21 protein-coding genes and 1 pseudogene are annotated in these 26,602 nt (G+C 62.7%); 6 read left to right on the top strand and 16 right to left on the bottom strand.

Annotation, left to right across the window (positions count from 1 at the left end; all coding sequences use genetic code 11):
* The first annotated feature begins 129 nt into the window (after positions 1-129).
* Together NKF26_RS17045 and ilvA are read left to right on the top strand one after the other, a co-directional pair.
* Positions 130-1,410 (top strand): amidohydrolase, encoded by a 1,281-nt coding sequence (locus tag NKF26_RS17045; protein ID WP_253234645.1) that lies wholly within the window; start codon positions 130-132, stop codon positions 1,408-1,410.
* Positions 1,407-2,676 (top strand): annotated as a pseudogene (gene ilvA, locus NKF26_RS17040) (threonine ammonia-lyase). The gene NKF26_RS17045 and the pseudogene ilvA overlap by 4 nt, the downstream one beginning before the upstream one ends.
* Positions 2,677-2,691: 15 nt before the next feature.
* Here the strand turns inward: ilvA and NKF26_RS17030 are convergent.
* Entirely contained in the window at positions 2,692-4,029 is a 1,338-nt protein-coding gene (locus NKF26_RS17030) for an aminotransferase class III-fold pyridoxal phosphate-dependent enzyme (RefSeq protein ID WP_253234642.1), read from the bottom strand.
* A 64-nt stretch (positions 4,030-4,093) separates the two neighbouring features.
* A complete protein-coding gene (locus NKF26_RS17025) occupies positions 4,094-5,728 on the bottom strand; it encodes a BCCT family transporter (RefSeq protein WP_253227773.1) in 1,635 nt (544 codons plus the stop codon).
* A gap of 448 nt (positions 5,729-6,176) precedes the next feature.
* Here NKF26_RS17025 and NKF26_RS17020 point away from each other — a divergent pair, with 448 nt between their 5' ends.
* The gene (locus NKF26_RS17020; RefSeq protein ID WP_253227772.1) at positions 6,177-6,830 is read left to right on the top strand and encodes a hypothetical protein; all 654 of its coding nucleotides are present in this window, start codon (positions 6,177-6,179) and stop codon (positions 6,828-6,830) included.
* Between the two features lie 43 nt (positions 6,831-6,873).
* On the opposite strand, the gene NKF26_RS17015 is transcribed toward NKF26_RS17020, so the two are convergent.
* From NKF26_RS17015 to NKF26_RS16995, 5 genes are all read right to left on the bottom strand, one after another.
* Entirely contained in the window at positions 6,874-7,263 is a 390-nt protein-coding gene (locus NKF26_RS17015) for a Rid family detoxifying hydrolase (RefSeq protein WP_253234641.1), read from the bottom strand.
* 52 nt (positions 7,264-7,315) lie between these two features.
* Entirely contained in the window at positions 7,316-8,698 is a 1,383-nt protein-coding gene (locus tag NKF26_RS17010) for an aspartate aminotransferase family protein (RefSeq protein ID WP_253234640.1), read from the bottom strand.
* Positions 8,699-8,813: 115 nt separating this feature from the next.
* Entirely contained in the window at positions 8,814-10,175 is a 1,362-nt protein-coding gene (locus NKF26_RS17005; RefSeq protein WP_253234639.1) for an NAD-dependent succinate-semialdehyde dehydrogenase, read from the bottom strand.
* A gap of 124 nt (positions 10,176-10,299) precedes the next feature.
* Positions 10,300-11,919: a long-chain fatty acid--CoA ligase gene (locus NKF26_RS17000; protein WP_253227768.1), complete on the bottom strand. Its 1,620-nt coding sequence runs from the start codon at positions 11,917-11,919 to the stop codon at positions 10,300-10,302.
* A 169-nt stretch (positions 11,920-12,088) separates the two neighbouring features.
* Entirely contained in the window at positions 12,089-13,648 is a 1,560-nt protein-coding gene (locus NKF26_RS16995; RefSeq protein WP_253234638.1) for a long-chain fatty acid--CoA ligase, read from the bottom strand.
* A 210-nt stretch (positions 13,649-13,858) separates the two neighbouring features.
* Between NKF26_RS16995 and NKF26_RS16990 the strand changes: the two genes are divergently transcribed.
* Positions 13,859-15,535 (top strand): acyl-CoA synthetase, encoded by a 1,677-nt coding sequence (locus NKF26_RS16990; protein ID WP_253227766.1) that lies wholly within the window; start codon positions 13,859-13,861, stop codon positions 15,533-15,535.
* Here NKF26_RS16990 and NKF26_RS16985 read toward each other — a convergent pair.
* The 7 genes from NKF26_RS16985 to NKF26_RS16955 form a co-directional block, all read right to left on the bottom strand.
* Entirely contained in the window at positions 15,532-16,845 is a 1,314-nt protein-coding gene (locus NKF26_RS16985) for a hydroxyacid-oxoacid transhydrogenase (protein WP_253227765.1), read from the bottom strand. The two genes, NKF26_RS16990 and NKF26_RS16985, sit on opposite strands and share 4 nt — an antisense overlap.
* Before the next feature lies 1 nt (position 16,846).
* Positions 16,847-17,650, bottom strand: a complete 804-nt coding sequence (locus tag NKF26_RS16980) for an N-acyl homoserine lactonase family protein (RefSeq protein WP_253234637.1) — start codon at positions 17,648-17,650, stop codon at positions 16,847-16,849.
* Positions 17,651-17,918: 268 nt separating this feature from the next.
* A complete protein-coding gene (locus tag NKF26_RS16975) occupies positions 17,919-18,623 on the bottom strand; it encodes an ABC transporter ATP-binding protein (RefSeq protein ID WP_253234636.1) in 705 nt (234 codons plus the stop codon).
* Entirely contained in the window at positions 18,620-19,306 is a 687-nt protein-coding gene (locus NKF26_RS16970; protein ID WP_256487698.1) for an ABC transporter ATP-binding protein, read from the bottom strand. Before NKF26_RS16970 ends, NKF26_RS16975 begins: the two co-directional genes overlap by 4 nt.
* A gap of 61 nt (positions 19,307-19,367) precedes the next feature.
* Entirely contained in the window at positions 19,368-20,519 is a 1,152-nt protein-coding gene (locus tag NKF26_RS16965; protein WP_253227761.1) for a branched-chain amino acid ABC transporter permease, read from the bottom strand.
* A gap of 4 nt (positions 20,520-20,523) precedes the next feature.
* Positions 20,524-21,384, bottom strand: a complete 861-nt coding sequence (locus NKF26_RS16960; RefSeq protein ID WP_253234635.1) for a branched-chain amino acid ABC transporter permease — start codon at positions 21,382-21,384, stop codon at positions 20,524-20,526.
* 9 nt (positions 21,385-21,393) lie between these two features.
* Positions 21,394-22,731 carry an ABC transporter substrate-binding protein gene (locus NKF26_RS16955; RefSeq protein WP_256487616.1) on the bottom strand — a complete coding sequence of 446 codons (1,338 nt, stop codon included), beginning with the start codon at positions 22,729-22,731 and terminating at the stop codon, positions 21,394-21,396.
* 208 nt (positions 22,732-22,939) lie between these two features.
* Here NKF26_RS16955 and NKF26_RS16950 point away from each other — a divergent pair, with 208 nt between their 5' ends.
* Positions 22,940-24,529, top strand: coding sequence for a class I adenylate-forming enzyme family protein (locus tag NKF26_RS16950; RefSeq protein WP_253234634.1), 1,590 nt, complete (start codon positions 22,940-22,942; stop codon positions 24,527-24,529).
* A 9-nt stretch (positions 24,530-24,538) separates the two neighbouring features.
* Here NKF26_RS16950 and NKF26_RS16945 read toward each other — a convergent pair whose 3' ends face one another.
* Positions 24,539-25,333, bottom strand: coding sequence for an enoyl-CoA hydratase/isomerase family protein (locus tag NKF26_RS16945; protein ID WP_253227757.1), 795 nt, complete (start codon positions 25,331-25,333; stop codon positions 24,539-24,541).
* A gap of 235 nt (positions 25,334-25,568) precedes the next feature.
* Between NKF26_RS16945 and NKF26_RS16940 the strand changes: the two genes are divergently transcribed.
* The gene (locus tag NKF26_RS16940; RefSeq protein ID WP_253227793.1) at positions 25,569-25,994 is read left to right on the top strand and encodes a PaaI family thioesterase; all 426 of its coding nucleotides are present in this window, start codon (positions 25,569-25,571) and stop codon (positions 25,992-25,994) included.
* 3 nt (positions 25,995-25,997) lie between these two features.
* Here NKF26_RS16940 and NKF26_RS16935 read toward each other — a convergent pair whose 3' ends face one another.
* Positions 25,998-26,510: an MOSC domain-containing protein gene (locus NKF26_RS16935; protein ID WP_253227756.1), complete on the bottom strand. Its 513-nt coding sequence runs from the start codon at positions 26,508-26,510 to the stop codon at positions 25,998-26,000.
* Positions 26,511-26,602: the final 92 nt, after the last annotated feature.

The following is a 26,602-nucleotide window of genomic DNA, read 5'->3' as shown; positions in this document are numbered from 1 at the left end:
TAAACCACCGCGTCGAGTGACGCGAATCGATAATCGTACGATTGTTGGGACCCCATATTAGTCCTTTTGTGTAGTCGCTGTCAACGGAATGCGTTTACAATTAAGTGGGTGGGCGTGCCAGTACCACGCATGGCAGAGTCAATCCGTGATCGACTTTCGGACGTCCGACGGTCATTCCACCGGTACCCGGAACCCGCGTGGCGGGAGTTCTACACGACGCATCGTCTCGTCGAGGAGATTCGGGGCATCGGCGTCGACGAACTCGCCGTCGGCACCGACGTGTACGACAGCGACGAGCGAATGGCCGTTCCGGACGCCGACGAGGTCGAGGAATGGCAGGGACGGGCGCTCGAACGCGGTGCCGACCCCGACCTCCTCGAAAAAATCGACGGGGGAAACACGGGCGTCGTCGCCGTTCTCGACCGAGGTTCCGGACCCGTCGTCGGCCTCCGCGTCGACATCGACGGCCTGTTCATCGAGGAATCGTCGGCGGACGACCACGCGCCCGCCGACGCCGGATTCAGGTCCGAAAGGGAGGGGACGATGCACGCCTGCGGTCACGACGCACACATGACGTGGGGGCTCGCCACCCTCGAAGCCATCGCGGAGAGCGACTTCGACGGGAAGTTCGTCGCCTTCTTCCAACCCGCCGAGGAGGTGTCCGGCGGCGGTCACCCGATGGCCGAAAGCCGATTCGCCGACGACCTGGACTACCTGTTCGCCGTCCATGTCGGTCTCGACCACCCAACGGGAGAGGTCGTCGCCGGAATCGAACGGCCGCTGGCAATGTCTCACGTCGACGTGACGTTCGAGGGAACGACCGCTCACGCCGGGAAAGCGCCCCAAGACGGCGACAACGCGATGCAGGCGCTCGGGACGGCGATCCAAAACGCCTACGCGATTCCGCGCCACGAGGACGGGATGACGCGCGTGAACCTCGGATGGGCGGAGGCCGGAACGTCGAGCAACGTCATCGCCGATTTCGCCCACGTGGAGGCGGAAGTGCGCGGCGAGACGACCGAACTCATGGAGTACATGCAGTCCCGGTTGGACAGGACGCTCGAAACCGCCGCCGAGATGCACGGCTGTGACGTGGACATCGACGTCCGGAGCAAATCCCCCCGAGCGGATAGCGACCCGGAACTCGCCGAGGTGGTGGCGGACGTTGCACGGGACGTCGAGGGCGTCGAGACCGTGCTCCCGTCCGCGGACTTCGGCGCGAGCGAGGACGCCACGTTCCTGATGGAGCGCGTGCAGGAGGACGGCGGCCTCGCCACGTACCTCATCGTCGGGACGGACCATCCGACGAGCCATCACACGCCGACGTTCGACGTGGACGAGCGAAGCCTCCCCATCGGCGTGGACGTGTTGGTCGAATCGATACTCGCCGTCGCGGACGACGGGCCATGAACTCGGAGCGGACGGACGACCGGCCACCGGCGGCCGACGACATCGTCACCGTCGCCGACGTGCGGGAGGCCGACGAACGACTCGATGAGGTGGTCCATCGGACGCCGCTCGACCGTTCGACGACGTTCGCCGAGCGCAGCGGGGCGGCGTCGGTCGGACTCAAACTGGAGAACATGCAACGGACGGGGTCGTTCAAGAGTCGCGGCGCGTACAACACGATGGCGCAACTCCCCCCGGCCGAGCGCGAGCGCGGCGTCATCGCGTCGAGCGCGGGCAACCACGCACAGGGCGTCGCCTTCGCGGGCGGATTGCTTGACATCGACACGACCATCGTCGTCCCCGAGGTGACGCCGTCCTCGAAGATAGAAGCGACGCGGGGGTACGGTGCCGACGTCGTGGTGGAGGGTGACATCTACGAGCGGTCCTACGAGCATGCGCTCTCGCTCGCCGACGAGAAGGACCTGACCTTCGTCCACCCGTTCGACGACGAGGCGATAATCGCGGGACAGGGAACCGTCGGACTCGAACTGCTGGAAGAGTACCCGGAACTGGACACCGTCCTCGTCTCCATCGGCGGCGGCGGACTTATCTCGGGAATCGCGACGGTTCTCAAGGCACACGACCCGGACATCCGCGTCGTCGGCGTCCAACCCGAGGGGGCGTTCCACGCCAAGCCGTCGCTCGAACGCGACGAGATTCACGAACTGCCGGACGTGGACACCGTCGCGGAGGGAATCGCCGACACGCGCTTGCTCGAAAAGACGTTCGCCGTCGTCCGCGAGCGCGTGGACGACGTGGTGAGCGTCACCGACCGCGAGATGAGCGTCGCCGTGACCCTGCTCGCCGAGCGGGCGAAAACCGTGGCCGAAACCGCGGGCGCAGCGCCGCTCGCGGCGCTGTGCTCCGGCGCGGTGGACGTGGCGGACGAACACGTCGCCGGTCGTCGTCTCCGGCGGTAACGTGAACCTCGCCGAGCACGCCGAACTCACGCGTACCGGCCGAATGGAACTCGGCCGGTACGCGGAAGCGAACCTCTCGGTCGCCGACTGGCCGAGCGGTCTGGAGACGCTTACGGACACCGTCGATAGCCACGGTGCGGAACTGGAGGAACTGGAGCGAACGCGTCGAACGAACGCGGACGAACCGAACCGGACGCCGGTGAAAATCGGCGTGGCGGGGAGCGGTCCGGAACAGCTTTCGTCAGTGTTGATGGCGCTGGATCACCGGAACGGAATCGCGGTCGTCAGCGATAGCCTCGACGGATAAAAATTGGACGTTCGTTCAGACCGCCGCGATGGCCTCGTTCAAAATCCCGATGCCGAGTTCGATTTCGCGCTCGGTCGAATCCAGCGGCGGAAGCAGGCGGATGGTTTTCTTCCCGCAACCGAGCGTGAGGAGTCCCCGTTCCAGCGCCGCCTGGACGACGGCGTCGCGTCGCTCCGCCGTGTCGAACTCGACGGCGAGCATCAGGCCTTTGCCCCGCACGTCCTCGACGTGTGTCGGTGCGGCGTCGCGGAGCAACTCCTTGGCCTGCCGCCCGCGTTCGGTCGCGTTGCGGAGCAGGTCGTACTCCTCGATGGCCTCCAGCGTGAAGGTGCCCTGCATCGACGCGAGCAGGTCGCCGCCGCCGAACGTCGAACCCAGACGGTTCTTCTCGGCCGGGAAGAGGTCCGACCGAGAGATGGTCGCACCGGTTCGAAGCGCCTTCGCGCTGGCGATGACGTCCGGTTCGATGGGGTAGTGGTCCGAGGCCCACATCTTCCCCGTGCGACCGACGCCGGACTGAATCTCGTCGGCGATCAGCGGAATGTCGTACGTCGAACAGACGTCGCCCACTTCCTCCATGAACTCGACGCTCGGGAACCGATACCCACCGACGCCCTGAACCGGTTCGATGACCATGAACGCGACCTCGTCGGGGTTGACGTGGCCGCCTTCGGGTTGGAGGGAATTTCGTAGCTGTGAGCCGTTGCCGGTGAAGAAGCCACAGTCACAGGAATCGTTACCGTCGTGTGCATCACAGAACGGGACGGTTCGAACCCCGGCGATTTCGGGGTAGTGTCTCGTGTACACCTCGTTCGAGCGGGTGATGGAGAGGGTGCCGAGCGTTCGCCCGTGGAAACTCCCGTCGAACGTGTAGGCGTACTTCGCGGCCGGGTTGTGGTCGTGGGTGATCTTCATCGCGTTCTCCATGGCCTCGGCCCCGGAGTTCGAGAGGAAGACGGTGTCCATTCCGTATTGGCTGGAAACGTCCACGAGTTTCTCGATGAGGTGACTGGACGCGGGGAACTCCGCCGTTTTCGGGTCCGGGCCATCGCCGAAGTAGATGTCCTGCCCGGCGATTTTCATCGGTTCGACCAGTGAGAACTCGCGCAGTTTGCCGAGAATCTTCTCGTTGTTGTAGCCAAGCGGTGCCGCGCCGATGTGGCAGGTAAAATCGAGCAACACGTTGCCGTCCACGTCGGAGACGAACGGGCCGTGCGACTCGCCCGTGATGTCCCAGACGAACTCGTGTGAGAACTCGCTCGGTGCCGCGTGTTCGGTATGAAAATCGATCCACCGCTCCGCGTTCGGACCGGGAAGTGTGGCCGCGTCGGGATATGCCGTGTCCCTATCCATACACAATGTTCGTATATTCCGTTATTAAAACTTGTTATCGTCAAGCGGTGACGGCCGTCACCGATCAGTCGTCGTCCTGACCGGCCACCCCCGGTGTGTCCGTCGTCTCCTCCCTCGTCGTCGGCGCGCCGATGAGCTTCGTGCGGTCCTGTAGGAGCACGCCGCCGGACTCCTTCTGGAACGTTTTGATGAGCCCGAGCATGGCGAGGAGACAGACGATTGCGAACGGTGCGCCGGTGATGATGGCGGCGGATTGCAGCGCTTCGACGCCACCGACGACCATGAGGATGGAGGCGACCGCACCCTGCGCCACAGCCCAGAAGATACGGTTGATGGACGAGGGGTGTTCCTTCCCGCCGGTCGTTATCATCGACACTGCCAGCGTCGAGGAGTCAGCGGAGGTGACGAAGAACGTCGTCACCAAAATCAGGAAGGCGACGAGCAAGAGCGGGCCGATGGTCGGTATCGCGTTGAACAGGACGAATCCCGAGACGGACGGGCCGAACTTGTCGACGGGGCCGAGCATGTGTGCGACACCGGAATTCTGGAAGATGACCGCGGACCCGCCAACGATGATGAACCACGGAACGGTGGCCATCGACGTGGCTCCGATTCCGGCGAACGCGACCTCACGGACGCTCCGGCCGCGTGAGATGCGGGCAATGAACAGCCCCGCGAACGGCGACCACGCGAGTGGCCACAACCAGTAGAAAACGGTCCACTGGTTGACCCATCTATCCCAGCTTGGTGGCTGAGACGCCTGCGTGTAGAGACTCATCCTAAAGAAGTCGGTGACGAACCGACCGAACGCTTGCGTTCCGAGGTCGAGGATGCGCAACGTCGGGCCGAAGATGAGGGTGGCGACCATCACCAGGAAGAACAGCACCATGTTGAAGTTCGAGAGCCACCTGATACCCTTGTTGACCCCGAGAATGAGTGAGGCGGTGAAAATCACGGTCATCCCGGTGATGATGAGGATGGTTCCGACGTCACCGAGTGCGATACCCCACCGGAAGTCGAGGCCCGTGATGAACTGGCTTCCGACGAATCCCAACGACGTGGCGACGCCGCCGAGCGTCGCGAACACCGCGAGGATGTCGACGGTCTTCCCGATGTACCCATCGACGTTGTCGGCACCGAGTATCGGCGTCAGTACGGCGGACACTCGGAGCGGGGCGTCGTAATTGTACACGAAGTAACCGATGGCGAGGCCCATCACCGTGAAACAGGACCACTGGGTGAGACTCCAGTGGAAGATAGCGTACTCCACCGCGATGGGCATCGCCGCCGCGGATTTCGGTGGCGCGTCGTACAACGGTGGAACTTCCGCGAAGTGGCTCAGGGATTCGGCCGGACCCCAGAAGACGATTCCCGCCGCGAGTCCGGCAGAGTACATCATGGCGAAGTACGAGAGGTAGCTGTACTCCGGTTCTTCGTCACCCAACCTGAGTTTCCCCCACGGGCCGAAGATGAGGAACGCGAGGAAGAGCACGAAGGCCAACATCACCAAGAGGAAGAACCAGTTGAAGTACTGCTGAATCCAGTTCTTTATACCTAGGACGTAATCGTATGAGCCGGACGGATTCAGCACGAACGCGACGACGAAAATCAGCGTGAGAACGGCACCGAACACGAAAATCGTCGGTTCGATTTCGTCGAGGAACTCCGAGACGGCCCCCTGCTCGTCGGATTGGCTCATATCATCCCACCTCCGTTTCGTACGGACGGCGACGGCAGTTCAGGTCGCTCAACCCGTGTCTTCAGCGGCCGATTCATCGGTCTGCACACGTTCCGGTTGCACGATTTGTATCTCATGAGTAGTGTATGGTGGCATTGGCCGTGGTGCGCTATGACACACTTTTTAGCCATCGTGGATGACACCCATAAATATTACGGATATCGCTACTAGCGGTTACAAAATACGTTTACAAAATTGCACGGAGAACGTTAACTGTGTACGACAGTAACAGAACATATCATTGGTATGGTGTAACACGGTCGGGTGAAAAATAAATGATGAAAAAGCTTACTGATGAGTAATCATTTCGACCCGAATCGCCCCATAGTCCGGTTCGAGTCGCGTGATTCGATCGAACGTCGGGGCGTGGTCCGTAACCCTTAATCATGGTCGTACACAAAATCCGTTTATGACCGATGGTTCGGACGAGCAGGAGTCACGGGATAAACTCGCGTACTCCGCGGACCGGGACCGTGGCATCCTCACGCCGAGCGACAGGGAGTTCCTGATCGGACGGAAGTCCGACTACACGGAACACTCGAAGAAGCAGAAGCGGAACCGGATCCGCCGCCGCCTTCGCAACGCGATCCTCGATTTCACCATCCTCTTCGAACATCTCGAAGAACGGGACCGCGAAACGGTGTTCAACCCCGACGACGACGCGCGGGACGCCTACACGCAGGGCATCACCGACATGCTCGCGTTCCTCCATCTCGGGACGATGGGCTACTACACGCCGTTCAAGGACATGCTCGCACAGGGTGTCAACGAGGCCGAGCAGGAACTGGCCGGGTCGGACTATCGCATGGTTACGGTAGACTTCAACGTCGAACCGGTGGGGCAAATCGACGTGGACGAAGTGATCGACAAACTCGAATTCGGCGACTTCGAGGAGATAACCGACGAGGAACTCCGGGCGTTCATCCGCCTCCTCACCGAATCCGAGGAGTTCTCTGCCACGTCCATGCGCTCGGAGATGAAAGAACAGATGAGCGCGTTCATCGAGAAGGTCAACGCCGCGACGGAACAGCGCGACCAGCGCGTCGAAGAACTGAACGACTGATTTTTTCTCGGTTATTCGAGATACCGGTTATCTGAGCTACCGGCTATCCGAGATACGCGACGGCGTCCATCTCCACCTCGACATCGCCCGGAAGCCGTGCGACTTCGACGCAGACCCGCGCGGGTGGCGTGTCGGCGAACCGTGCGCCGTACGCCTCGTTGACCGCGTCGTAGTCGTCGAGGTTCGTCAGGTAGACGGTCACCTTGACCAAGTCGGAGAGGCCGTCGCCGCCCGCTTCCTCGACGACAGCGGCGATGTTGTCCAGCACTCGGTCCGTCTGGGTTCCCACGTCGCCCTCGACGTCGTCACCGGTTTCCGGGTCCACGGGGCCGTAGCCGGAGACGTACAGAGTCTCTCCGGCGCGAACGCCCTGCGAGTACGGGTTGTCGTTGCGCGGTGCATCCTCCGTTACGATTCGGTCGGTGTGGCTCATTGGTAGGGTTCGAAAACGTGTGTATTTGGGTCCGAAAACGTGTCCAGGCGATTCAGGCGACCTGTTGTTGTTCCTCGCTCGCGTGCTGGACCGCTTGGACGATGACGTCCATCGCGGTTTCGGCCAGTTCTTCGGTGAGGACGAGCGGCGGAAGGAGGCGGAGCACGTTTCCGTGTCGTCCGGCCTTCCAGACGAGAACGCCGTGTTCGTAGCAGTAGTCCTGAATCGCGTCCACGATGTCGCTGTCCGGGTCGCCGTTCGCATCCACGAACTCGGTACCGACGAACAGCCCTTTGCCACGGACCTCGCCGATGACGTCGGTCTCCGTCGCCGCGTCCTGCAGTCGGCCGCGGATGTACTCGCCGAGGTCGCGTCCGTGCGCCAGCAGGTCGTGGTCCTGGATATATTCGATGGCACGCGTCCCGGCGCGCATGGCCACGACGTGCCCGCGGTACGTGCCCGCGTGGTCGCCCGGCCCCCACGTGTCGAGGTCTTCGTGATAGATGGTCGCCGAGAGCGGGAAGCCGACGCCGCCGAGGGCTTTGGCCGTCGTCATCGCGTCCGGCGTGACGTCGTACCACTCGTTGGCCCACCACTGGCCGGTGCGGCCGAGACCGCACTGAATCTCGTCGAAGACGAGCACGACGTCGTTGTCGTCCGCGATCTCGCGCAGGCCGCGGAGGAATCCCTCGGGTGGCGTGATGACGCCGCCCTCGCCTTGGATCGGTTCCACGAAGATTCCCGCCGGGTTCGCCAACCCGCCGTACGGGTCTTCGAGGATCGCTCGGACCTCTTCGAGCGCGTGGTCCACAGCTTCCTGCGGCGTCTTGTCCTGTCCGAACGGGTGGGGATACGGCGCGTGGACGACGTCCGAGAGGAGCGGCGTGTAATCGCCTTTGAATCCCTTGTTCCCGGTGAGGCTCATCGCGCCGCTGGTCGCGCCGTGGTACGCCCCGCGGAAGGCGATGAGGCCGTCGCCGCCCGTGTTGTGCTTGGCGAGTTTTATCGCCGCCTCGATGGCGTCGCTGCCGGTCGGTCCGCCGAAGACCACCTTGCTGTTACCCTGAAGTCCCGCCGGAGCGATTTCGTCGAGTTTCTCGATGAGTTCGAGACGGGCCTCGCTCGGGAAATCGACGGTGTGAACGAGTTTGTCCGTCTGTTCGTGGACCGCTTCGAGCACGTACGGGTTCGAATGCCCGACGTTCAGCACGCCGATACCGGCGAACATGTCGATGAACGTGTTGCCGTCCGCGTCCCGAACCGTCGCGCCCTTGCCCGATTCGAACGCGATGGGGATGTCGTTCGGATACGAAACCGCGCTGCTGTCGATCTCGCGCTGTTTGTCCAACAGTTCCCGGGTGTTCGGACCGGGAACGGTTCCGACGTCCGGTGCGTCTTCGAAATGAAGTTCGTCTATCGGTGGACTCGACGTCATACGCGATACCATGCGAAACAGTTATAAATAATTTGTCCACGATTATCATAGAAGCCATAAACAGAAATTGAAATTTTTGCCGGGATGCCTCGACCGAAACGGACCGTCCGCGCGATTATTCGACCCAGATCGTCTTCCGGTTGACGAACTCCTGAATGCCGATTTCGGAGAGCTCACGACCGTATCCGGACTCCTTCACGCCGCCGAACGGGACGCGAGGGTCGGACTTCACGAGTTGGTTGACGTACACACAACCGGCATTGATTCGACCGGCGAGGCGGTCGCCGCGGTCCCGGTCCTGCGTCCAGATGCTCGCGCCGAGTCCGAACTCGGTGTCGTTCGCCGTTTCGATGGCGTCCTCCTCGTCGGTCGCGCGATACACCGAGGCGACGGGGCCGAACAGTTCCTCGGTGTCGGCGGGAGAGCCTTCGGGGATGTCGGTGAGAATGGTGGGCGGATAGAACGGGCCTTCCCTGTCGAGCGGTTCGCCGCCGATTTCCACCGTCGCACCGGCGTCCACGCTCTCCTCGACCTGCTCGTGAAGTTCCTCCATCAGGTCCACGCGCGCCTGCGGGCCGATGTCGGTGTCGTCGTCCATCGGGTCTCCGACGGTCAGCGCGTCGAACTCGTCCACGAGTCGGTCCACGAACTCGTCGTAGACGTCGTCGTGAACGATGAACCGCTTGGCCGCGATGCAGGACTGGCCGCTGTTCTGGTTACGCGCCCACGCCCCGGTCTCCGCGGCGTCGTCCAAATCCGCGTCGTCGAGCACGACGAACGGGTCGCTCCCGCCGAGTTCGAGGACGGTCTTTTTCAGGTGTTCACCGGCCGTCGAGGCGATGGCCCGACCCGCGGGGCCGCTTCCGGTGAGGGTCGCGGCTTTCACCCTGTCGTCGGCCAGCAGGTCCTCGACGGACGAGGAGGGGAGGAGCAGGGATTGGAACACGCCCTCGGGGTAGCCCGCGTCGCGGAAAATCTCCTCGATTGCCTTCGCACACCCCGGCACGTTGGAGGCGTGCTTCAGGATACCGACGTTCCCCGCCGTGAGGTACGGGGCCGCGAACCGGAACACCTGCCAGAACGGGAAGTTCCACGGCATGACCGCCAGCACGACGCCCAGCGGTTCGTAGGACGTTTTGGCCGCGGAACCGGCGGGGCTCGGGTGGTAGTCGTCCCCGAGGTACGCGTCGGCGTGTTCCGCGTAATGGTTGCACAGCCATTCGCACTTCTCGATTTCCCCTCTGGCCTGCGAAATCGGCTTGCCCATCTCCCGAGTCATCAACTCGGCGTACTTCTCCGTGTTCTCGCCGAGGATGTCCGCGACGTTGGAAAGGAGCAACTCGCGTTCACGGAGCGGACGGGTCCGCCACGATTCGTAGGCGTCCATCGAGGTTTCGAGTCCTTCTTTCGCATCGCCGATATCGTCGTCTTCGTACGTTTCGATCCGGTCGCCGGTTGCGGGATTGATGACGTTCATGGTCTGTGTTCGTTGATGCCGTCAACGATTATCGTGTGTATGGTGGCATAAAAGTACTGCCGCCGGAAACCGGTTCATGGATTCGATCGCCCCAAAAGATCAGTTCGTCGGTTCGATCACCCTGCTACGTCCCGGGGGTGTATCGCAGGTCTGTGTCCGAGAATTCATCGCGCAACACCTTCTTGTCGAACTTTCCGGTGGCCGTCTTGGGAACTTCGCTGATGAAGACGACGTCGTCCGGAAGCCACCAACTGGGATGTTCGGCTTCGAGGAACGCTCGCAACTCGTCGGCGGTGAGGTCGGCCCCGTCCCGGACGACGACGCAGGCCAGCGGGCGCTCCTGCCAGCGTTCGTGCGGCACGGCGATGACGGCCGCTTCGACCACGTCCTCGTGGGCCATCAACTCGTTTTCGAGGTCGATGCTGGAAATCCACTCGCCGCCGCTCTTGATCACGTCCTTCGTGCGGTCCACGATTTCGATGTAGCCCTCCGAATCGACGTTGGCGATGTCGCCGGTCTTCAACCAGTCTCCCTCGAAATCCTCCTCGTTCGCGTCCGGGCGGTTGTAGTACTCGTCCACGACCGACGGCCCGCGGACGAACAGTTCGCCGACCGACTGGCCGTCCCACGGCACCTCCTCGCCGTCGTCACCGACCACCTTCATCTCCAAGCCCGGCGAGAGCAACCCCTGTTTTGCCCGAATTCCGTAGCGTTCCTCGTCGTTCAAATCCGTCATCGTGTCCTTCGGCCGGGAGACGCTCGCGATGCTCATCGTCTCGGTCATCCCCCACGCGTGCTCGATGGTCACGTCGTACTCCTCCTGATACCGCTGCATGACGCCCTTAGGCGCGGCGCTCCCGCCGACGACGATTCGGTCGAGGCTGGAGATGTCGGCGTCGTGCGTGTCGAGGTAGTCGAGCACGTCGATCCAAACGGTCGGAACGCCCGCCGTGAGCGTCACGCCTTCCGTCTCGATGAGGTTCACGAGGTCCTCCGTCGATGGCTGCGTCCCGGGATACACCGGTTTCGCGCCCGCCATCGTCATCGTGTACGGGAACTCCCACGAGTTGACGTGGAACATCGGCACCACCGGCATCACCACGTCGCCCTCCTCGATGCCGATTGCCGCCGGGGTCAGCACCATCATGGCGTGGGCGTAGATCATCTCGTGGCTGTACTCCACGCCCTTCGGTTTCCCGGTGGTTCCCGACGTGTAGCACATTCCCGCCGGTTGGTCGCCCGAGAGGTCGGGCCACGCGAACTCCGTCGAGTCGTGATTTTCGAGCAGTTCCTTGTACGAGTGGGCCGGAAGGTCGGTGTCCGGAATCTCGTCGGCCATGACGACGACTTCCTCGACGTGGGACAGAGAATCCCACAGGCGCTCGACGGTTTCGAACGGGTCGCCGGGGTCTACGAGCAACACCTCGTCGGCGGCGTCGTTCAGGATGTATTCGACGTGGTCGTCGCCGAGCAGGACGTTGACGGTGTGTAGCTGTGCGCCCATGAGCGGAACGGCGTAGTACGCCTCGAAGTGACGGGAGTGGTTCCACCCGAAGGTTCCCACCCGCGTCCCCGATTCGACGCCGAGCGCGTCCAACGCGCTGGCGAGTGCCTGTACTCGCTCGCCGAACTCGCGGTACGTGTAGCGGTGTGTTCCGTCGCGCGTGCGAGAGACGATTTCCTTCTCGGGAAACAGCTTCGTGGCCCGCCAGAAGAACGGGCGAATTGTCAGATCAGATGTCATGTGTTGTGAGTCGCAAGGTACGGTCGGCACGTGATGAACGCGGAGTCGCCGACCGGATCGTCCGCCGAACCCAACGCACGCATCAATCAAAAATTATCGTGATGGTTTCGGCACTCGCCCTGAATGGTTTCGGCGCTCGCCCGCGCGTCGCGACGTGCGGGCGAATCGCTCACTTCTGGCTCTCCAGATTGAACTTCTGTACTTTCCCGGTCGTCGTCCGCGGCAGTTCGTCCACGAACTCGACGTCGCGGGGGTGTTTGTACGCCGCGAGTCGGTCGAGACAGAACTCCCGAACCGCCTCCGGCGTCGCGTCCGCATCCGGCGAGGGCACGACGAAGGCTTTGACGGTCTCGTTACGTCGTTCGTCCGGCATCCCGACGACCGCGGCGTCCACGACGGCGGGGTGTTCGAACAGCAACTCCTCGACTTCGCGCGGGTAGACGTTGTAGCCCGCCGTGTTGATCATGTGTTTCTTCCGGTCCACGATGAAGAAGAAGCCGTCCTCGTCCCAGTAACCGATGTCGCCGGTGTGGAACCACCGCTTTCCGTCCGCTTCGGTGAACGCCGCCGCGTTCGCCTCGGGGCGCTCGTAGTACTCCTTCATGACGTTCGGGCCGGAGACAACGAGTTCGCCGGTTATCTCGCCGAGGTTCACGCTCCCCTCCTCGACTGGGCCGCGTTCGACCGGCGGGCGCTCTTCGAACTCGTCGTCCACGATTCGCGCCGAAACGCCGTCGAGCGACTGGCCGATGCTGCCGGGCCGCCGACTGCCGACGTGGTTCGCGTGCGTGACGGGACTGGTCTCCGTGAGTCCGTACCCCTCGTACAGTGCGACGTCGAACCGTTCCTCGAACGCCCGCCGAACTTCGTTCGGCAGCGCGCTCCCGCCGGAGTTCGCGAACCTGAGCGAGGAGAGGTCGTAGTCGTCGTCCTCGGGCAGGTTCGCGAGGTCGTTGTACATCGCGGGCACCGCGTGGCTGAGCGTCAGCATCTCCGATTCGATCAACGAGGCGGTCCGCTCGGCGTCCCAAGTCGGTAGCGGATAGTAGCTTCCGCCGTCGAACAGCGTGGCGTTCATCGTCACCGTCATGCCGAAGATGTGGAACAGCGGGAGGACGCCGAGATGTTTGTCGTCCGGGCGGATTCCGTCGGGGATGGGGTTCGTCGCCGCCCGCGCGTCCCACGCGAGGTTGTGATGGGTGAGCAGCACGCCCTTCGGCGTCCCGGTCGTCCCCGACGTGTACGGTTGGACGGCCACGTCGTCGTCGGCGCGCTCGACGACCGGGAGCGTCCCGTCGGCGAGGAACTCCTCGAAGCGGACGACGTCGTTCCCTTCCGCACCCTCGCCGACCGTGACGACCGCTTCGACGTCGGTTTCGTCCCGAACCGCATCGACGTGTCGAACGAGGTCCGGAAGCGTGACGACGGCTTTCGCGCCGCTGTCGCCGAGGAGGTGGCGAAGTTCGCGGCGCTTGTACTGCGGGTTCATCGGAACAACCGCGCCGCCTGCCCGGAGCGTGCCGTGAAATGCGGTGACGAACTGCGGCAAGTTCGGGAGATAGATCGCAACCCGGTCGTCGCTCCCGATCCCGCGCTCGGCAAGTCCGGCCGCGAACTGCCCCGTCCGCGTCCAGAACGCCTCGTAGGAGGTTTCCCGTCCCTCGTAGACGATCGCCGGTGCGTCCCCGCGTTCGGTCGCCGCGTCCGCCACGTGCTGAACCAGATTCATACGTTGTCCGTGCTACGTGGCGCCATCGCAAAAGCGTTTATCGATGGTTGGAATTATCACAATAACACTTATCCACGTTATTTTCCTGAGGATTTCGGTTATCACTGCCAAAGAATCGGCATTCCGAGCGACCGATCGTTCGATCGTACTGATCCCGCACTTCCCCGAATCGAGGACAGTATTATCACGAACGATGTGGTGGAATATAGCATGGGTCACAACCAGCGGCTCGATGCGTACCACTTCTACGAGAAGGAGTGGAACGACTACGACCACCTACACGACTCCTTCGAGTGGGAGGTTCCCTCCGCGTTCAACATGGCCGACTACGTCTGCGACAGGTGGGCGGACGAGCGAGGCCGTGTCGCCCTCTTCGCCACGGACGGGGACGGGAGGGAACGAACCTACACGTTTTGGGAACTCAGAAACCTGACGAACAGGCTCGCGAACTACCTCGCGGACCACGGCGTCGGTCGCGGTGACCGGGTCGGCGTGAACGCGCCGCAGAAGCCCGAAACGCTCATCACCCACATCGCCGCGTGGAAGTTGGGAGCCGTCTCGATTCCGTTGAGCACGCTCTTCGGAATCGACGGCCTCTCGTATCGACTCGCCGACTCCGAATCGGTGGCCTGCGTCGTCGACGAGTCGAACGTCGAGACACTCCGGACCGTGCGCGACGACCTCGATACGCTCGAAACCGTCCTCACGGTGGATGTCGACGAGCCAGAAGACGACGAAACCGATATCTGGGACGCGATGGAGCGTAGCTCGCGGGACCGCGATATCGTCGAAACCGACGCCGAGGACGACGCCATCATCATCTACACGAGCGGGACCACGGGTAATCCCAAAGGGGTCCTCCACGCCCATCGAATGCTCCTCGGCCACCTCCCACTGTTCCTGACCTCGTTCTGTAATCTCGACGTCCGGGAGACGGACGTGGCGTGGACGCCCTCCGAGTGGGCGTGGGTCGCGTCGCTGTTCGACATCGTCTTCCCCGCGTTGTACTACGGCCGACCCATCGTCGCCTACGAAGGCGGGCCGTTCGACCCCGAAGCGGCGTTTCGAACCGTCGAACGCTACGGCGTCTCGATCTTCTTCGCGCCGCCTACCGCGCTTCGGATGATGATGAACGTCGATTCCCCCGCCGACCGGTACGACGTCGATTCGGTGCGCGTCATCCCGAGCGGCGGCGAATCGCTCGGCCAGAGCATCGTCGAGTGGGGCGAGACCACCTTCGACGGGGCGGCCGTTCACGAAGCGTACGGACAGACGGAGGCGAACCTGACCATCGGAGATTGTACCGCCCTCACCGAGTTCCGCGAGGGGAAAATGGGCCTCGGCGGTCCCGGCCACGACGTCCGAATCGTGAACCCCGAGACGGCGGAACCGACGGTCGAGGACGGAGATGTGGGAGAAATCGCCGTTCGGTACGAGGGCGACCCCGTCTGTTTCAAGGAGTATCTGAACCGTCCCGAGAAAACCGAGCGGAAGGTTCGAAACGGCTGGCTTCTGACCGAGGACCTCGGAAAGCGCGACGAGGACGGCTACATCACGTTCGTCTCGCGCACGGACGACGTCATCATCTCGTCGGGCTATCGAATCGGCCCGGAGGAGATAGAGGAGAGCCTCGCCGGTCACGAAAGCGTGGCCGATTCGGCCGTCGTCGGCGTCCCCGACGACGAACGGGGGGAGATACCGAAGGCGTTCATCGTCCTCGCGGACGGGTACGACCCGGACGACGCGCTCGTTGACGAACTCCAATCGTACGTGAAAGAACGGCTGGCGAAGTACGAATATCCGCGCGAAATCCAGTTCCTCGACGAACTTCCGAAAACGACGACGGGTAAAATTCGACGGGCGGACCTCCGCGAAGCGGAGCCCTAATCCCAGTTGTACAGCGCGTCCACGAAGATACCGTGGACGTCCTCTTCGGTCACCGGACGGGGATTACAGCGGAGCAGTCGCGCCTGCGTGTCGACGGTCTGTTTCGCCAGCCAATCGACGTCGTCCTCGGTGATTCCAGCCAGTTCGTTGAGTCCGCTCGGCAGGACGTTCAGGTCGCGCTGAAGCTGAATGTACTCTGCTTTCAACTCGTCCGCGGCATCGCCGGGGGTCATTCCCGTGGTATCGACGCCGAACCGGCGGGCGAGCGCGGCGAAGCGTTTCGGGTCGCTCGCCGAGTTGTAGTCGATGGTACTCGCGGGGGTCAACACCCCGATGGTTTCGCCGTGGTAGGTGTGATACTTGTTTCCGACCGGATAGGCCATCGCGTGGCAGAGGCTCGCGCCCGCCGTTAACCCGGCGATGGCACCGAAGAGCGCACCCTGTAGCATGTTCGCCCGAGCGTCGAGATTGTCCCCGTTGTGGACCGCCTTTCGGACGTTGTTCGACAGGAGGTCGATGGCCTTCTCGGAGAACATCTCGGTGAGCGGCGTCCGTCCGGCGTAGACGGGACGCTCCGCCGGGTCGGTCGGCCGGAGGAGAGAATCGAACTCGTGGGTGGTGTACCCCTCCATGGCGTGCCCGAGCGCGTCCATCGCCGTCTTCGCCGTCAACTCTGGCGGGAGCGTGGTCGTGAGCGTCGGGTCGAGCACCGCGGCGTCGGCGCGGACGTGGTTGCTGGAGATTCCCTCCTTGATCTCCTTTTCCTCCACCGAGAGGATGGAGACCGGCGAGATTTCCGCCCCGGTTCCCGCCGTCGTCGGCATCAGGACGAGCGGCGGGCCGGATTCCGTGAGCGCCTCCCCTTCGCCGGTCGGTGCGGCGATGTAGTCCAGCGGACCGCCGCCGTTGGCGATGACCGCGCGGGTCGTCTTCGCGGTGTCCATACAACTGCCGCCGCCGAGACCGACGTAGAAGTCGTAGCCCTCCTCGCCCTTCTCGTCGCGGACGAACTTCAGACAGTCCTCGATGTCCGAAACGGACGGTTCGCGGTTCGATTCGTCGTAGACATCGACGGCGAGTTCGGCGTCGTCGATGTGCGTCTCGACGCGGTCGACGTGGCCGATGTCCGCGAGCGTTTCGTCGGTGATGATGAGGCCGTGGGCGTCCTTGTCAACCCCCAAATCCCGCAACTGGAAGGCGAGTTCGTCCGTCGCATCCCTGCCGAACCGGATCTGTGGCATCTGGATGTGCCAGACGGTTTCCGGCGAGAGTTCGTGGGACGGCGCGGAAACCGACCGCTCGTAACTCATCTCAGGACCACCCGCCCTGGATGGTTTCGTACTGGTCGGGGTCGTGGCCGTACACGACTTCTGCGTCGTGTTTGCGTTCTATCTCCTTGAGTTTCTGGAGGCTGTCGAACCAGTGGCGATGGCTCCAGAGTAGACCAGCACCCAGCGGTGTCCCGTTCTCGTAGTTTTCGGTCTGGTAGATTTCGTCGCCCGCGAACGCGACGGTCCCGTCGTTTTCGAGATGGACGACCGTTCCCGTTAACCCCGGCGTGTGGCCGGGGAGGTGGACGAATTCGACGTCCTCGAAGTGGGTCTCACGGTCCTCGTGTATCACCTGCCAGTTGAGGTCGTGGTCGAAATCGCCGAGGATGTACGCGCCGCTTCCCTTGTCCGTCTTCGTGCTGTAGTAGGCGAACTTCAACTCCTCCTCGTGGACGAACACCGGCGTGTCCGTCCCGTCGAAGTGATGGAGACCGCCAGCGTGGTCGAGGTGCAGGTGCGTTTGGAACACGTAGTCGATGTCGTCGATGTCGTATCCCGCGTCCCCGAGGTCGTCCCGAAGGTCGTGTTCGCGGACGTCGTGGGGATAGAACGCCTGTTTCAAGCCCTCCGGCCAGTGACCGTCGAGCGCGTCCTCGTGGTTGCCCGTATCCCAGAGGATGGTCCCCTCGGGATGGTCGATGACGAGGTTGAACACCGGGATTTCGATGTAGTCGGTGTCCGGATTTGGCTCGTCGTGGCTTCCGAGCGTGTTCCCCTCGATGAGGTAGTTGAGGTCACATTCCAATCCCCCGCGGTCGATCACGTCGATGGTAGCTTCGACCATGGTTAATTGTGCACGTCTTCGAAAATGAGTGTATTGTGTGGAAAGTTACAGTTCGAGGGAGAACGATTCAGTTAGCTGATGGCATTCCTGCAGGAATTCGACCGGAATCAGTCAACATCGTTCCTACACAGTCCCGGACGACCGCTGCGACCTCCCGAACGTCCTGGTTCGCCGTATCGGCGGTGAAATCCCGATTACTCGCCGTCTCCGATACAGCATCAAAGGGCATGTCAACCGTGAATCTCCCCGTGGAGGGGGAAACAAGCACTCACTCGCCGAGGTACGCCGTCCGGATGTACTCGTCGCCTCGAAGCGCGTCGGGGTCGCCTTCACGCTCTATCGCACCGTTCTCCAGGAGGTAGACGCGGTCGGCGTGATTCATCGTGAACGTCACGTTCTGTTCGGCGAGCAGTACGGTTACGCCGGTTTCCCGAATGGTATCGAGTCCAGCGCTGATGTCTTGTAGGATGACCGGTGCGAGACCGAGCGTGGGTTCGTCGAGGATGAGCACGTCCGGATCGCCCATGAGCGCCCGCCCAATGGCGAGCATCTGCTGTTCGCCGCCGCTCATCGTCCGCGCGGTCTGGTCGGCGCGTTCGGCCAGCGTCGGAAAGAGGTCGTAAACGAAGTCGAGACGCTCCGCTACGTCGTCCCGGTGGCGATACGCGCCGAGTTCGAGGTTATCCTCGACCGACAGAAAGTCGAAGAGGTCGCGGCTTTCGGTACAGTGAACGAGACCGGACGCCACGAGGTCCGACGGGGCCTTACCGTTGACCTCTCGCCCGCGGTACTCAACGTGCCCGGTGTAGTCGTGGAATCCCGAAATCGTCTCGACGAGCGTGGTCTTTCCCGCCCCGTTCGGGCCGATGACGCCGACGATTTCGCCCTCGGTGACGGAGAGGGAGATGCCGCGAAGCGCGGCGACCTCGCCGTACGAGACATGAACGCCCTCGACGGAGACGAGGGAACTCATTGCTCGGCACCCCCGAGATACGCCTCCTGAACCGTCTCGTTCTCTCGAATCTCGTCGGGCGTTCCCTCGGCGATTTTCGAACCGAACTGGATGACGACCGCGCGGTCGATAAGCGAGAGCAAGCCGCGCATGTTGTGATCGACGACGACGAGCGTCACGCCCTCGTCGCGGAGCGACAACAGGAGGTTCGAGAGGTCGCCGACCTCTCGACTCGAAAGTCCCGCGAACGGTTCGTCCACGAGGAGCAGGTCCGGGCCGGTTGCGAGCGCACGAGCGAGTTCGAGGCGGAGGAGACCGGCATGGGGAAGTTCGTCGGGGAACTGACCCACGCGGTCGCCGAGACCGACACGGTTGCAGATGGCGGTCGCACGGGCGCGCGTCTCGCCGCGTAACCCCGAAACTGAGAGGATTCGGTCGGGAGCGAGTGCCAGCGCGACGTTCCCCCGAACCGTCCGGTCGGTGAGCGGTCGGAACGACTGGAACGTCCGCGCCATGCCGCGCTTGACCATCTCGTACGCGGGTTCGCCGGTGACGTCCTTGCCGTGATACCGGACGGTTCCGGAAGTCGGTTTATACGCCCCCGTGACGCAGTTAAACGTCGTGGACTTCCCGGCCCCGTTCGGTCCGATGAAGCCCAGAATTTCACCCTCCTCGACGGTGATGGAGAGGTCGTCGACAGCCATGAGACCGCCGAACTCTTTCCGGAGGTTGTCGAGAACGAGAAGCCCGTCCGGTTGGGTGTTGTCACCGTTCACGGTCCTCACCTCCGAGCGAACCGAACGTGTCGAGTGCATCACGATAGGCGTCGAGTGTCCGTTCGAAGGGCGTTTGTCCGCCGTCCGCGACCGGATTCGGTTCGTCGCCGACGACGTTCCGAGCTCGTTCGATTCCCCAGCGAAGGACCCCGCCGGGGAGGAAAAACAGCAGGCAAAGGGTGATGAGAGAGAACAAAAGCAGGTCGAGCGATGCGACCTGCACGTTCAGAAGAGGGACGACCGTCGAGACGCCCGAAAGCCATTCGCGGAAGAGGCTGAAGAACAGGCCGCCTATGGCCGCGCCCGTGATGGTTCCCATCCCGCCGACGATGCTGGCGATGATAACCTCGACGCTGACGCTCATCACGAGCAGTTGACTCGGTTGGGGTTTCCCGACGGTGTGAACGAATACCGCCCCCGCGAGTCCACCAACCGCGGCGGAGAGTACGAACGCGAAAATCTTGAACTTCGCCGGGTTGATTCCGGCGGCCGCTACCGTCTGCTCGTCCTCCCGAATCGCGGTGAAGACGGACCCCGCGTCCGAGCGCGTCACTGCGAGCAAGACGGCGAGGATGAAGACGAACACGATGAGCGCGACGTAGAAATCCGCCATGGTCTGTCCCGTGAATCCCGAAACCGACACGAGCGGGTCGGGGCTCGGGAGCCCCAACTCGCCGCCGAAGACCCCGCTAAAGACGATGAAAAGCTGAAGCAGGATGAGGGGAGCGACAAGCGTGACGAGCGAGAGGTACGGTCCTTCGAGGCGGAGCGCGGGAACGCCGATGAGTATCCCCGCGACCGCCGCGAGCAGAGTCCCCAACAGCACTGCCGCGATGGGCGGCACGCCGAGTTCGAGGTTCAGCAGGGCGGATCCGTAGCCGCCGACCGTGAAGAACAGGGCGTGTCCGAAGCTTATCTGGCCGGTGTAGCCCGAGACGGCGTCCCAACTCATCGCGAACATGGCGAAAAAGAGCGCGGTCGTGAGCGTGATGACCGCGAGGAGTCCCTGTCCTTCGCCGAGCAGGAGTCGAAGCCAGAACGGCGAGAGCGCCAGCAGCACGAGCGCTAGCAGTCCGAGTTTGTACCGGGGTGCGAGCGACACGAGGTCGGTCGGGTAGGAGCGTTCAACATCTTCGCTCATGGAATCACTCCACCAACTCCCGGCCGAATAGGCCCTCGGGTTTTACGAGCAGGATGACGACGAGCACGACCAGCGACGCCAACCCGCTGAGGCTGGAGTCCACGTACGAAATCGTGAACACCTCCAGAAATCCGATGATGTACGCGCCGATGAGGCTCCCCCGGATGGAACCGATACCGCCCAGCACGACGATGGAAAACGAGAGGACGAGCGGTTCCCGACCCATCGCCCATCCGGCGGTCTGTATCGACGCGAGGAAGACACCCGCGAGTCCGGCGAGCGCCCCGGCGACGACCCACGTGTAGAGGTACATTCGGTCGGTTTCGATACCGACGAGCGACGCCCCGCGACTCGACATGCTGGTCGCGATGATGGCTTTTCCCGTCCGGGAGTAGTTCACGGCCGCGAAGAGGAGGCCGATGACGACCCAAGAGAGCGCGAACGCGAACACCCGATTCAGTTGGATGCCGCCAACGAGCGTCAGATGTCCGTCGAGAAGTGACGGGACGGCCTGTGGTTGCGTACCGACGAGTATTTTGATGCCCTCCTCGACGACGATGGCAGTCACGAGCGTCAGTATCATCACCGTGATGGAATCGTGTTGAATCGGCCGTATCAGAACGAGGTAGAGGACGGCCGCGAACACGGCCGAGACGGCAAGCGCGGCGAGCGTGGCGACCCAAACACTCGCCCCGAGGACGCCCGTCACGAAATACGCCACGAAGGCGCCGATGGTGATGATGGCGCCGTGACTGAGGTTGAGAACGCCGCCGACGCCGAAGATGAGCGTGAATCCAATGGCGACGAGAGCGTAGAGCGCGCTGATGAGGGTCGCGTTGACGACAGTGTTGAGCAATCCAGACATGAAACGAAATCACACCCACGGCGGTTTTTTGTGCGACCCCGTGGCGACGTTCGAGGGCCAGATAGCTTCTTGGACACCGTCGCCCCCTTTCCCCTGCCACTGGAGCCAAACCGGCCACGCGGCGTCCTTGCCATACATCACGTCGTGGGGGTACTTCGAATCCTTTCCGTAGTACTTCAGCGTCCCCGTCGTCCCCGTGAACGAGGACGATTCAATTTTGGGGATGACGTCGTCGGCTTTTCGTGACTCGGCGGCCTTGACCGCCGACGCGTACTGCTTGACCGCATCGAACGAGATGTAGCCCGTGTAGACGGGATACTTGCCGTTCTCCTTCTTATAACTCTCGGAGAACGGAACCGTCTTCTTGGTGACTTTCGCCGTCGGTGTCGCGGAGTTCTGGGTGATCGCGTAGCGACAGGCACCGTTGACCGACCCGTAGTAGGACGGGAACTGCATCGGGACGTGGATACCGCCGAACTCGAACTGGCGCTGTTGCTTCGCCCACTGCACGACGGCGGCGGTTCCCGTGTGGGCCATGACGACGAACGCGGCGTCGGCCCCGGAGCTTTCGATGTCGTCGTAGATGGGCGAGAAATCCTTCGTTCCGCTCGCGTACCGCTTGCTGATCGGAACGTCGATCCCGGTTTTCGAGAGTTGGCTCGTGAGAACTTTCGTAATCGGTTTCGTCCACGCGTAATCCTCCGCGAGGATGGCAACGGACTTCCAGCCCATCGAGTCGAAGTTCGCTTTCGCGAAATCGACCATGTTCATGCCGAGGTAGTGGGAGTTCACCGGTCCGGTGCGGAAGAAGTACTTGTACTTCTCGTAGTTCTGTTTGACCATCGCGGCCGCGTCGGGTGTGGCCGCACCCGACCCCATGTGGACGGTCTTCTGTTCCGCGATGGAGTCCATGATGTTGAGCAGGACTTCGCTGGTGAAGACGCCGGTCGTGAAATCCACGCTCTCACCGATGGTAAGTTTCTGATACTTAGACTTGCCCGACGACGGGTCCTCCTTGGTGTCTTTGACGACGACCTTCACTTCCTTGCCGTTCACGCCGCCGTCCTCGTTGAGTTGTTTCGCGGCTAACTTGGCACCGCCTGCGATGGACGCACCGATGGGATTTTTGGTCGGTTCGGGGGCGAGCACTCCGACCTTCATCGGTCCCGACGGGCCGCCACCGCCGCTTCCCAGACAGCCCGCGAGACCGGCGACTCCGGCGACGGTCGTCGCCTTCAATACCGACCGTCGAGTCGGCGGGGAATATTCGTTTGTTGGTTTGTTTGGACGCCTTTTATTCTTACTTTGTGTTCTGTTCCTGGGTTTGTGATTACCATCGTTAACCATGGTGCGGCCGGAATATCGGATAGGCGTCTAATAAATATGAGGGTTGGTATCATGCGACGGAGAAGAAGGGGGAACAGCACGTGATTTCGTTTGGAAAACCGGGTGGAAGCGACGGTAAAGAAAGGCACCATTTTCACAGCATTGGTAGATAATCTCGCCGAAACTCTAATCCCGTTAAAATAATGTGCGATACCGTCCCATACGATGTATGGACGTACCGGCATCCCTCCGAACCGTCGAAGAAGGTAACGTCGCCCGGTTGTTCGAAGCGACCGCCGACCGCCGCGGCGATGCCATCGCCATCGAGATGGACGGTCGTGAGCTATCGTACGAATCGCTCGACGAACGCGCGGCCGTGTTCGCGGGAGGACTCCACGAACGTGGGTTCGACCCCGGCGACCGCCTCCTGCTCTACCTGCCGAACTGCCCGGAGTACGTCGTCGTCCTCCTCGGCGCGTTTCGTGCTGGTGTCGTCGTTTCTCCCGTCAACCCGCAGTACAAGGCCCGAGAGCTCTCCTACCAACTCGAAGACACGGACGCCTCGGTCGCGGTGACGCACCCGGCCCTGCGCGAGGAACTCATCGACGCCTGTGCCGAAACCGGCCACGACCCGACCATCGTCACTGTCGGGAGCGACGACGATGAAATCGAAGCCGTTCCGTTCGGCGACGTGACCGGCGAGCAACTCCTCATCGACCGCGATTCGGACGAGGTGGCGATGCAACCGTACACCTCGGGGACGACGGGCCGCCCGAAGGGCGTCCACATCACGCACCGCAACCTCCGAGCACAGGGATTTTCGGGGTTCACGTTCACCGAGAATTCCCCCAACGAGCAACGGGCGTTGGCCGTCCTACCGCTCTATCACATCACCGGCTTCGTCCACTCGACGTGGCAATCGCTACTGCGGGGTGGGACCGTCCATCTCCGAAATCCGGGAGAGTGGGACGCCGAGGAGGCGATGAGGACCATCGAGGAGTTCGGTATCACGAGTTTCGTCGGCGTCTCCGCGATGTTCGTGGACATGGTCAACGACGAGTCCTTCGGCGACCACGACCTGACGAGCCTCGACACGGTAAACGAAGGCGGGGCGAAGATGCCAGTTGCGGTTCAAGAGCGATTCGAGGAGATCGCTGGTGTGGAACTGTCGGAGGGGTACGGACTGACCGAAACGACGGCGGCGACCCACACGAGCGTCGGAACCACGTTCGGTCCGAAACCCGGCACCATCGGGCAACCGCTGCGTATCACCGACTGCAAAATCGTCGGACCCGACGGCGAGGAACTCCCGACCGGCGAGGAAGGGGAACTGCTCGTCCGCGGTCCGCAGGTGATGGCGGGCTACCACGACCGGCCGGACGCGACCGCCGAGGCGTTCACCGACGACGGCTACTTCCGGACGGGCGATATCGCCCGTCGGGACGCGGAGAACTACTACGAAATCAGGGACCGAAAGAAGCACATGATCAACACGGCGGGCTACAACGTCTATCCCAGCGAAGTGGAAGAACTCCTCTTCGAGCATCCGGCCGTCGCGGACGCCGCCGTCGTCGGGATACCCGACGACCGGCGCAACGAGACCGTCAAAGCCTTCGTCGTACCCACGCCGAATACGGATTCGAATCCGGACGCGGAGGTGACCCCCGACGACATCAAGGAGTACTGCCTGTCGAACCTGGCGGAGTACAAACACCCCCGCGACGTCGAGTTCGTGGACGAACTGCCGCGGACCGCGAGCGGCAAGGTTCAGAAGTTCAAACTCGTTGACGAGGGCGAGAACGGGAACGGGAACGAGTAACTTCCGAGCTCAGCGCCCTTCGAATTCGGGCGTCCGCCCCTCCAAGAACGCGGAGACGCCTTCCTCGTGGTCTCGCGTCCCGAACACGATGCCCTGTGCCGTCGCCTCGTCCACCATCGCGCGGTCGAGCGATTTGTCCGTTCCCTCCCGGAGCAGGCGTTTCGCGTGGCGGAACGCGACGGTCGGCCCGCTCGCGATTCGACCGACCAACTCCGCGACGCGCTCGTCGAACTCCTCGTCGGGGTAGACGTGGTTGAACAGACCGAGTTCGTCGGCGCGGTCGGCGTCGAGCACTTCGCCCGTGTAGACGAGTTCCTTGGCGACGTTCTCGCCCACGATTCGCGGGAGCAGGTACGACGTTCCGGCGTCGATGCTGAGACCCACTTGGCGGAACAGAAACCCGATGCTCGCCGAGGTGCTCGCCAGTTGGATGTCACAGGCGATGGCGAGGTTCGCACCCGCGCCGACCGCCGGGCCGTCGATTTTGGCGACCGTCGGGTACGAACAGGTGACGACGCGGGCCATCGTCTCGCTCGTCGTCCGTTCGAGCGTGGCGACGGCGTCGTCGAGCGAACCGTCGCCTTCGAGTTGGGCCTGCATCGCCTTGATGTCGCCACCCGCCGAGAACGCACTGCCCTTTCCCTCCAGAATCACACAGCGAACGTCGTCACGTTCTTCGAGCGCGACGAACCGGTCCCGGAGGGCATCGGATATCTCCCGCGTGAGCGCGTTGCGTTCGTCGGGGCGGTTCAGCGTGAGCGTCGCGACGCCGTTATCGACTGTCAGCGGAACCGGGTCGGTCATCGTGAACACCCGACGTGATTCGAATGCATACGACCACCAACTTCGTACTGTGGAATAAAACTTCGGAGAGATACTAAACGATGGTGTATTTATTCCCGAATTCGTCTTCCAACGATTTCGTATCGGCAAAGACTTACAACGGATGGTCACCGATGCAAAAGACGATGATACGCGTTTCTCGTGGGAAGCGACGAGGACGATGGTGGTGGAGACGGCGGTGGACGGGAGGGTCTCCATGACCGAGCGGGACCCCTTTCAGTCGTTCGTCGACGACCACGGGTACCTCTCGTGGCTCGATCTCCGCGTCGAAACGGTCGAAGAGGGACACCTCGAAATGCGGGTGCCGTTCGACGAAAAACTCCTCAATCCGGTGGCCGACGACGACGTCGTTCACGGTGGCATCGCGGCGACGCTCGTGGACACCGCGAGCGGTTTCGCGCTCCGGACGACGTTGGACAACCCCGAGAGTGGGCGTCTCGTGACGACGGATCTCAACGTCTCGTACATCCGTCCGGCGGGCGACGACCTCCTCGCGGAAGCGAGGGTCGTCCGCTCCGGGGATTCGATGGGCGTCGTCCGCGTGACCGTCTGGACGCTCGGACCCGACGGGGAACGAACGGAAACGGCCGTCGGACGAACTTCGTACCGGATTTTTCGGTAATAGTCAACGAGTCTTCGACCGCAGTCGCTCGATGATGCTGTCGGTCTTGTCCATCTTCTCGATGTCGGTGATCTCGTCGCCGACGGCTATCTCCCCGCCTTCGACCACGTCCGCACAGACGCCACCTCGTCCGGCCTTGAGCGCGCGGGCGACGCCGTCCTGCTCGTTCAGTTGCTCGACGTGTGCACAGGGCGGCCGCGGCCGTGTTCCCTCCAACACCGCGCCGCCGATTCGGAACCGATGCTTGAGCAGGTCGTGGACGTCGATCCCCTCCGTGACAATGTTGCGTCGGTGTTCTCCGGCGGTCAGATCGAGACCGAACTCCCGGTTGATTTCGTCTATCGCTTCCGACGCGATCAGCGTCACCTGACAGACGTCGTACGGCGAGTAGTAGCCGGTGCCGTTGAAATAACGGTCGTTCAGGAGCCCCCTGTCGGCGACCGCCTGCACGTCGGAAACCGACCGCATCGGCTCTGAGCCGTTCTCGGTGACGAAGAGCGCGGTGATGTGAGCCATACGCGTCCTTGGTCATGGACGGGGATAATGACGACGGGCGTGACGGTCGATATCGGTTCAGGCACCGTATACCGACGACGCAAGCACCGACT

It is taken from the genome of Haladaptatus sp. AB618 (genome assembly GCF_024136965.1).
Taxonomy (GTDB): Archaea; Halobacteriota; Halobacteria; order Halobacteriales; family Haladaptataceae; genus Haladaptatus.
The sequence above is the reverse complement of the archived record's forward strand: the minus strand, read 5'-3'. Positions and strand labels throughout refer to the sequence as shown.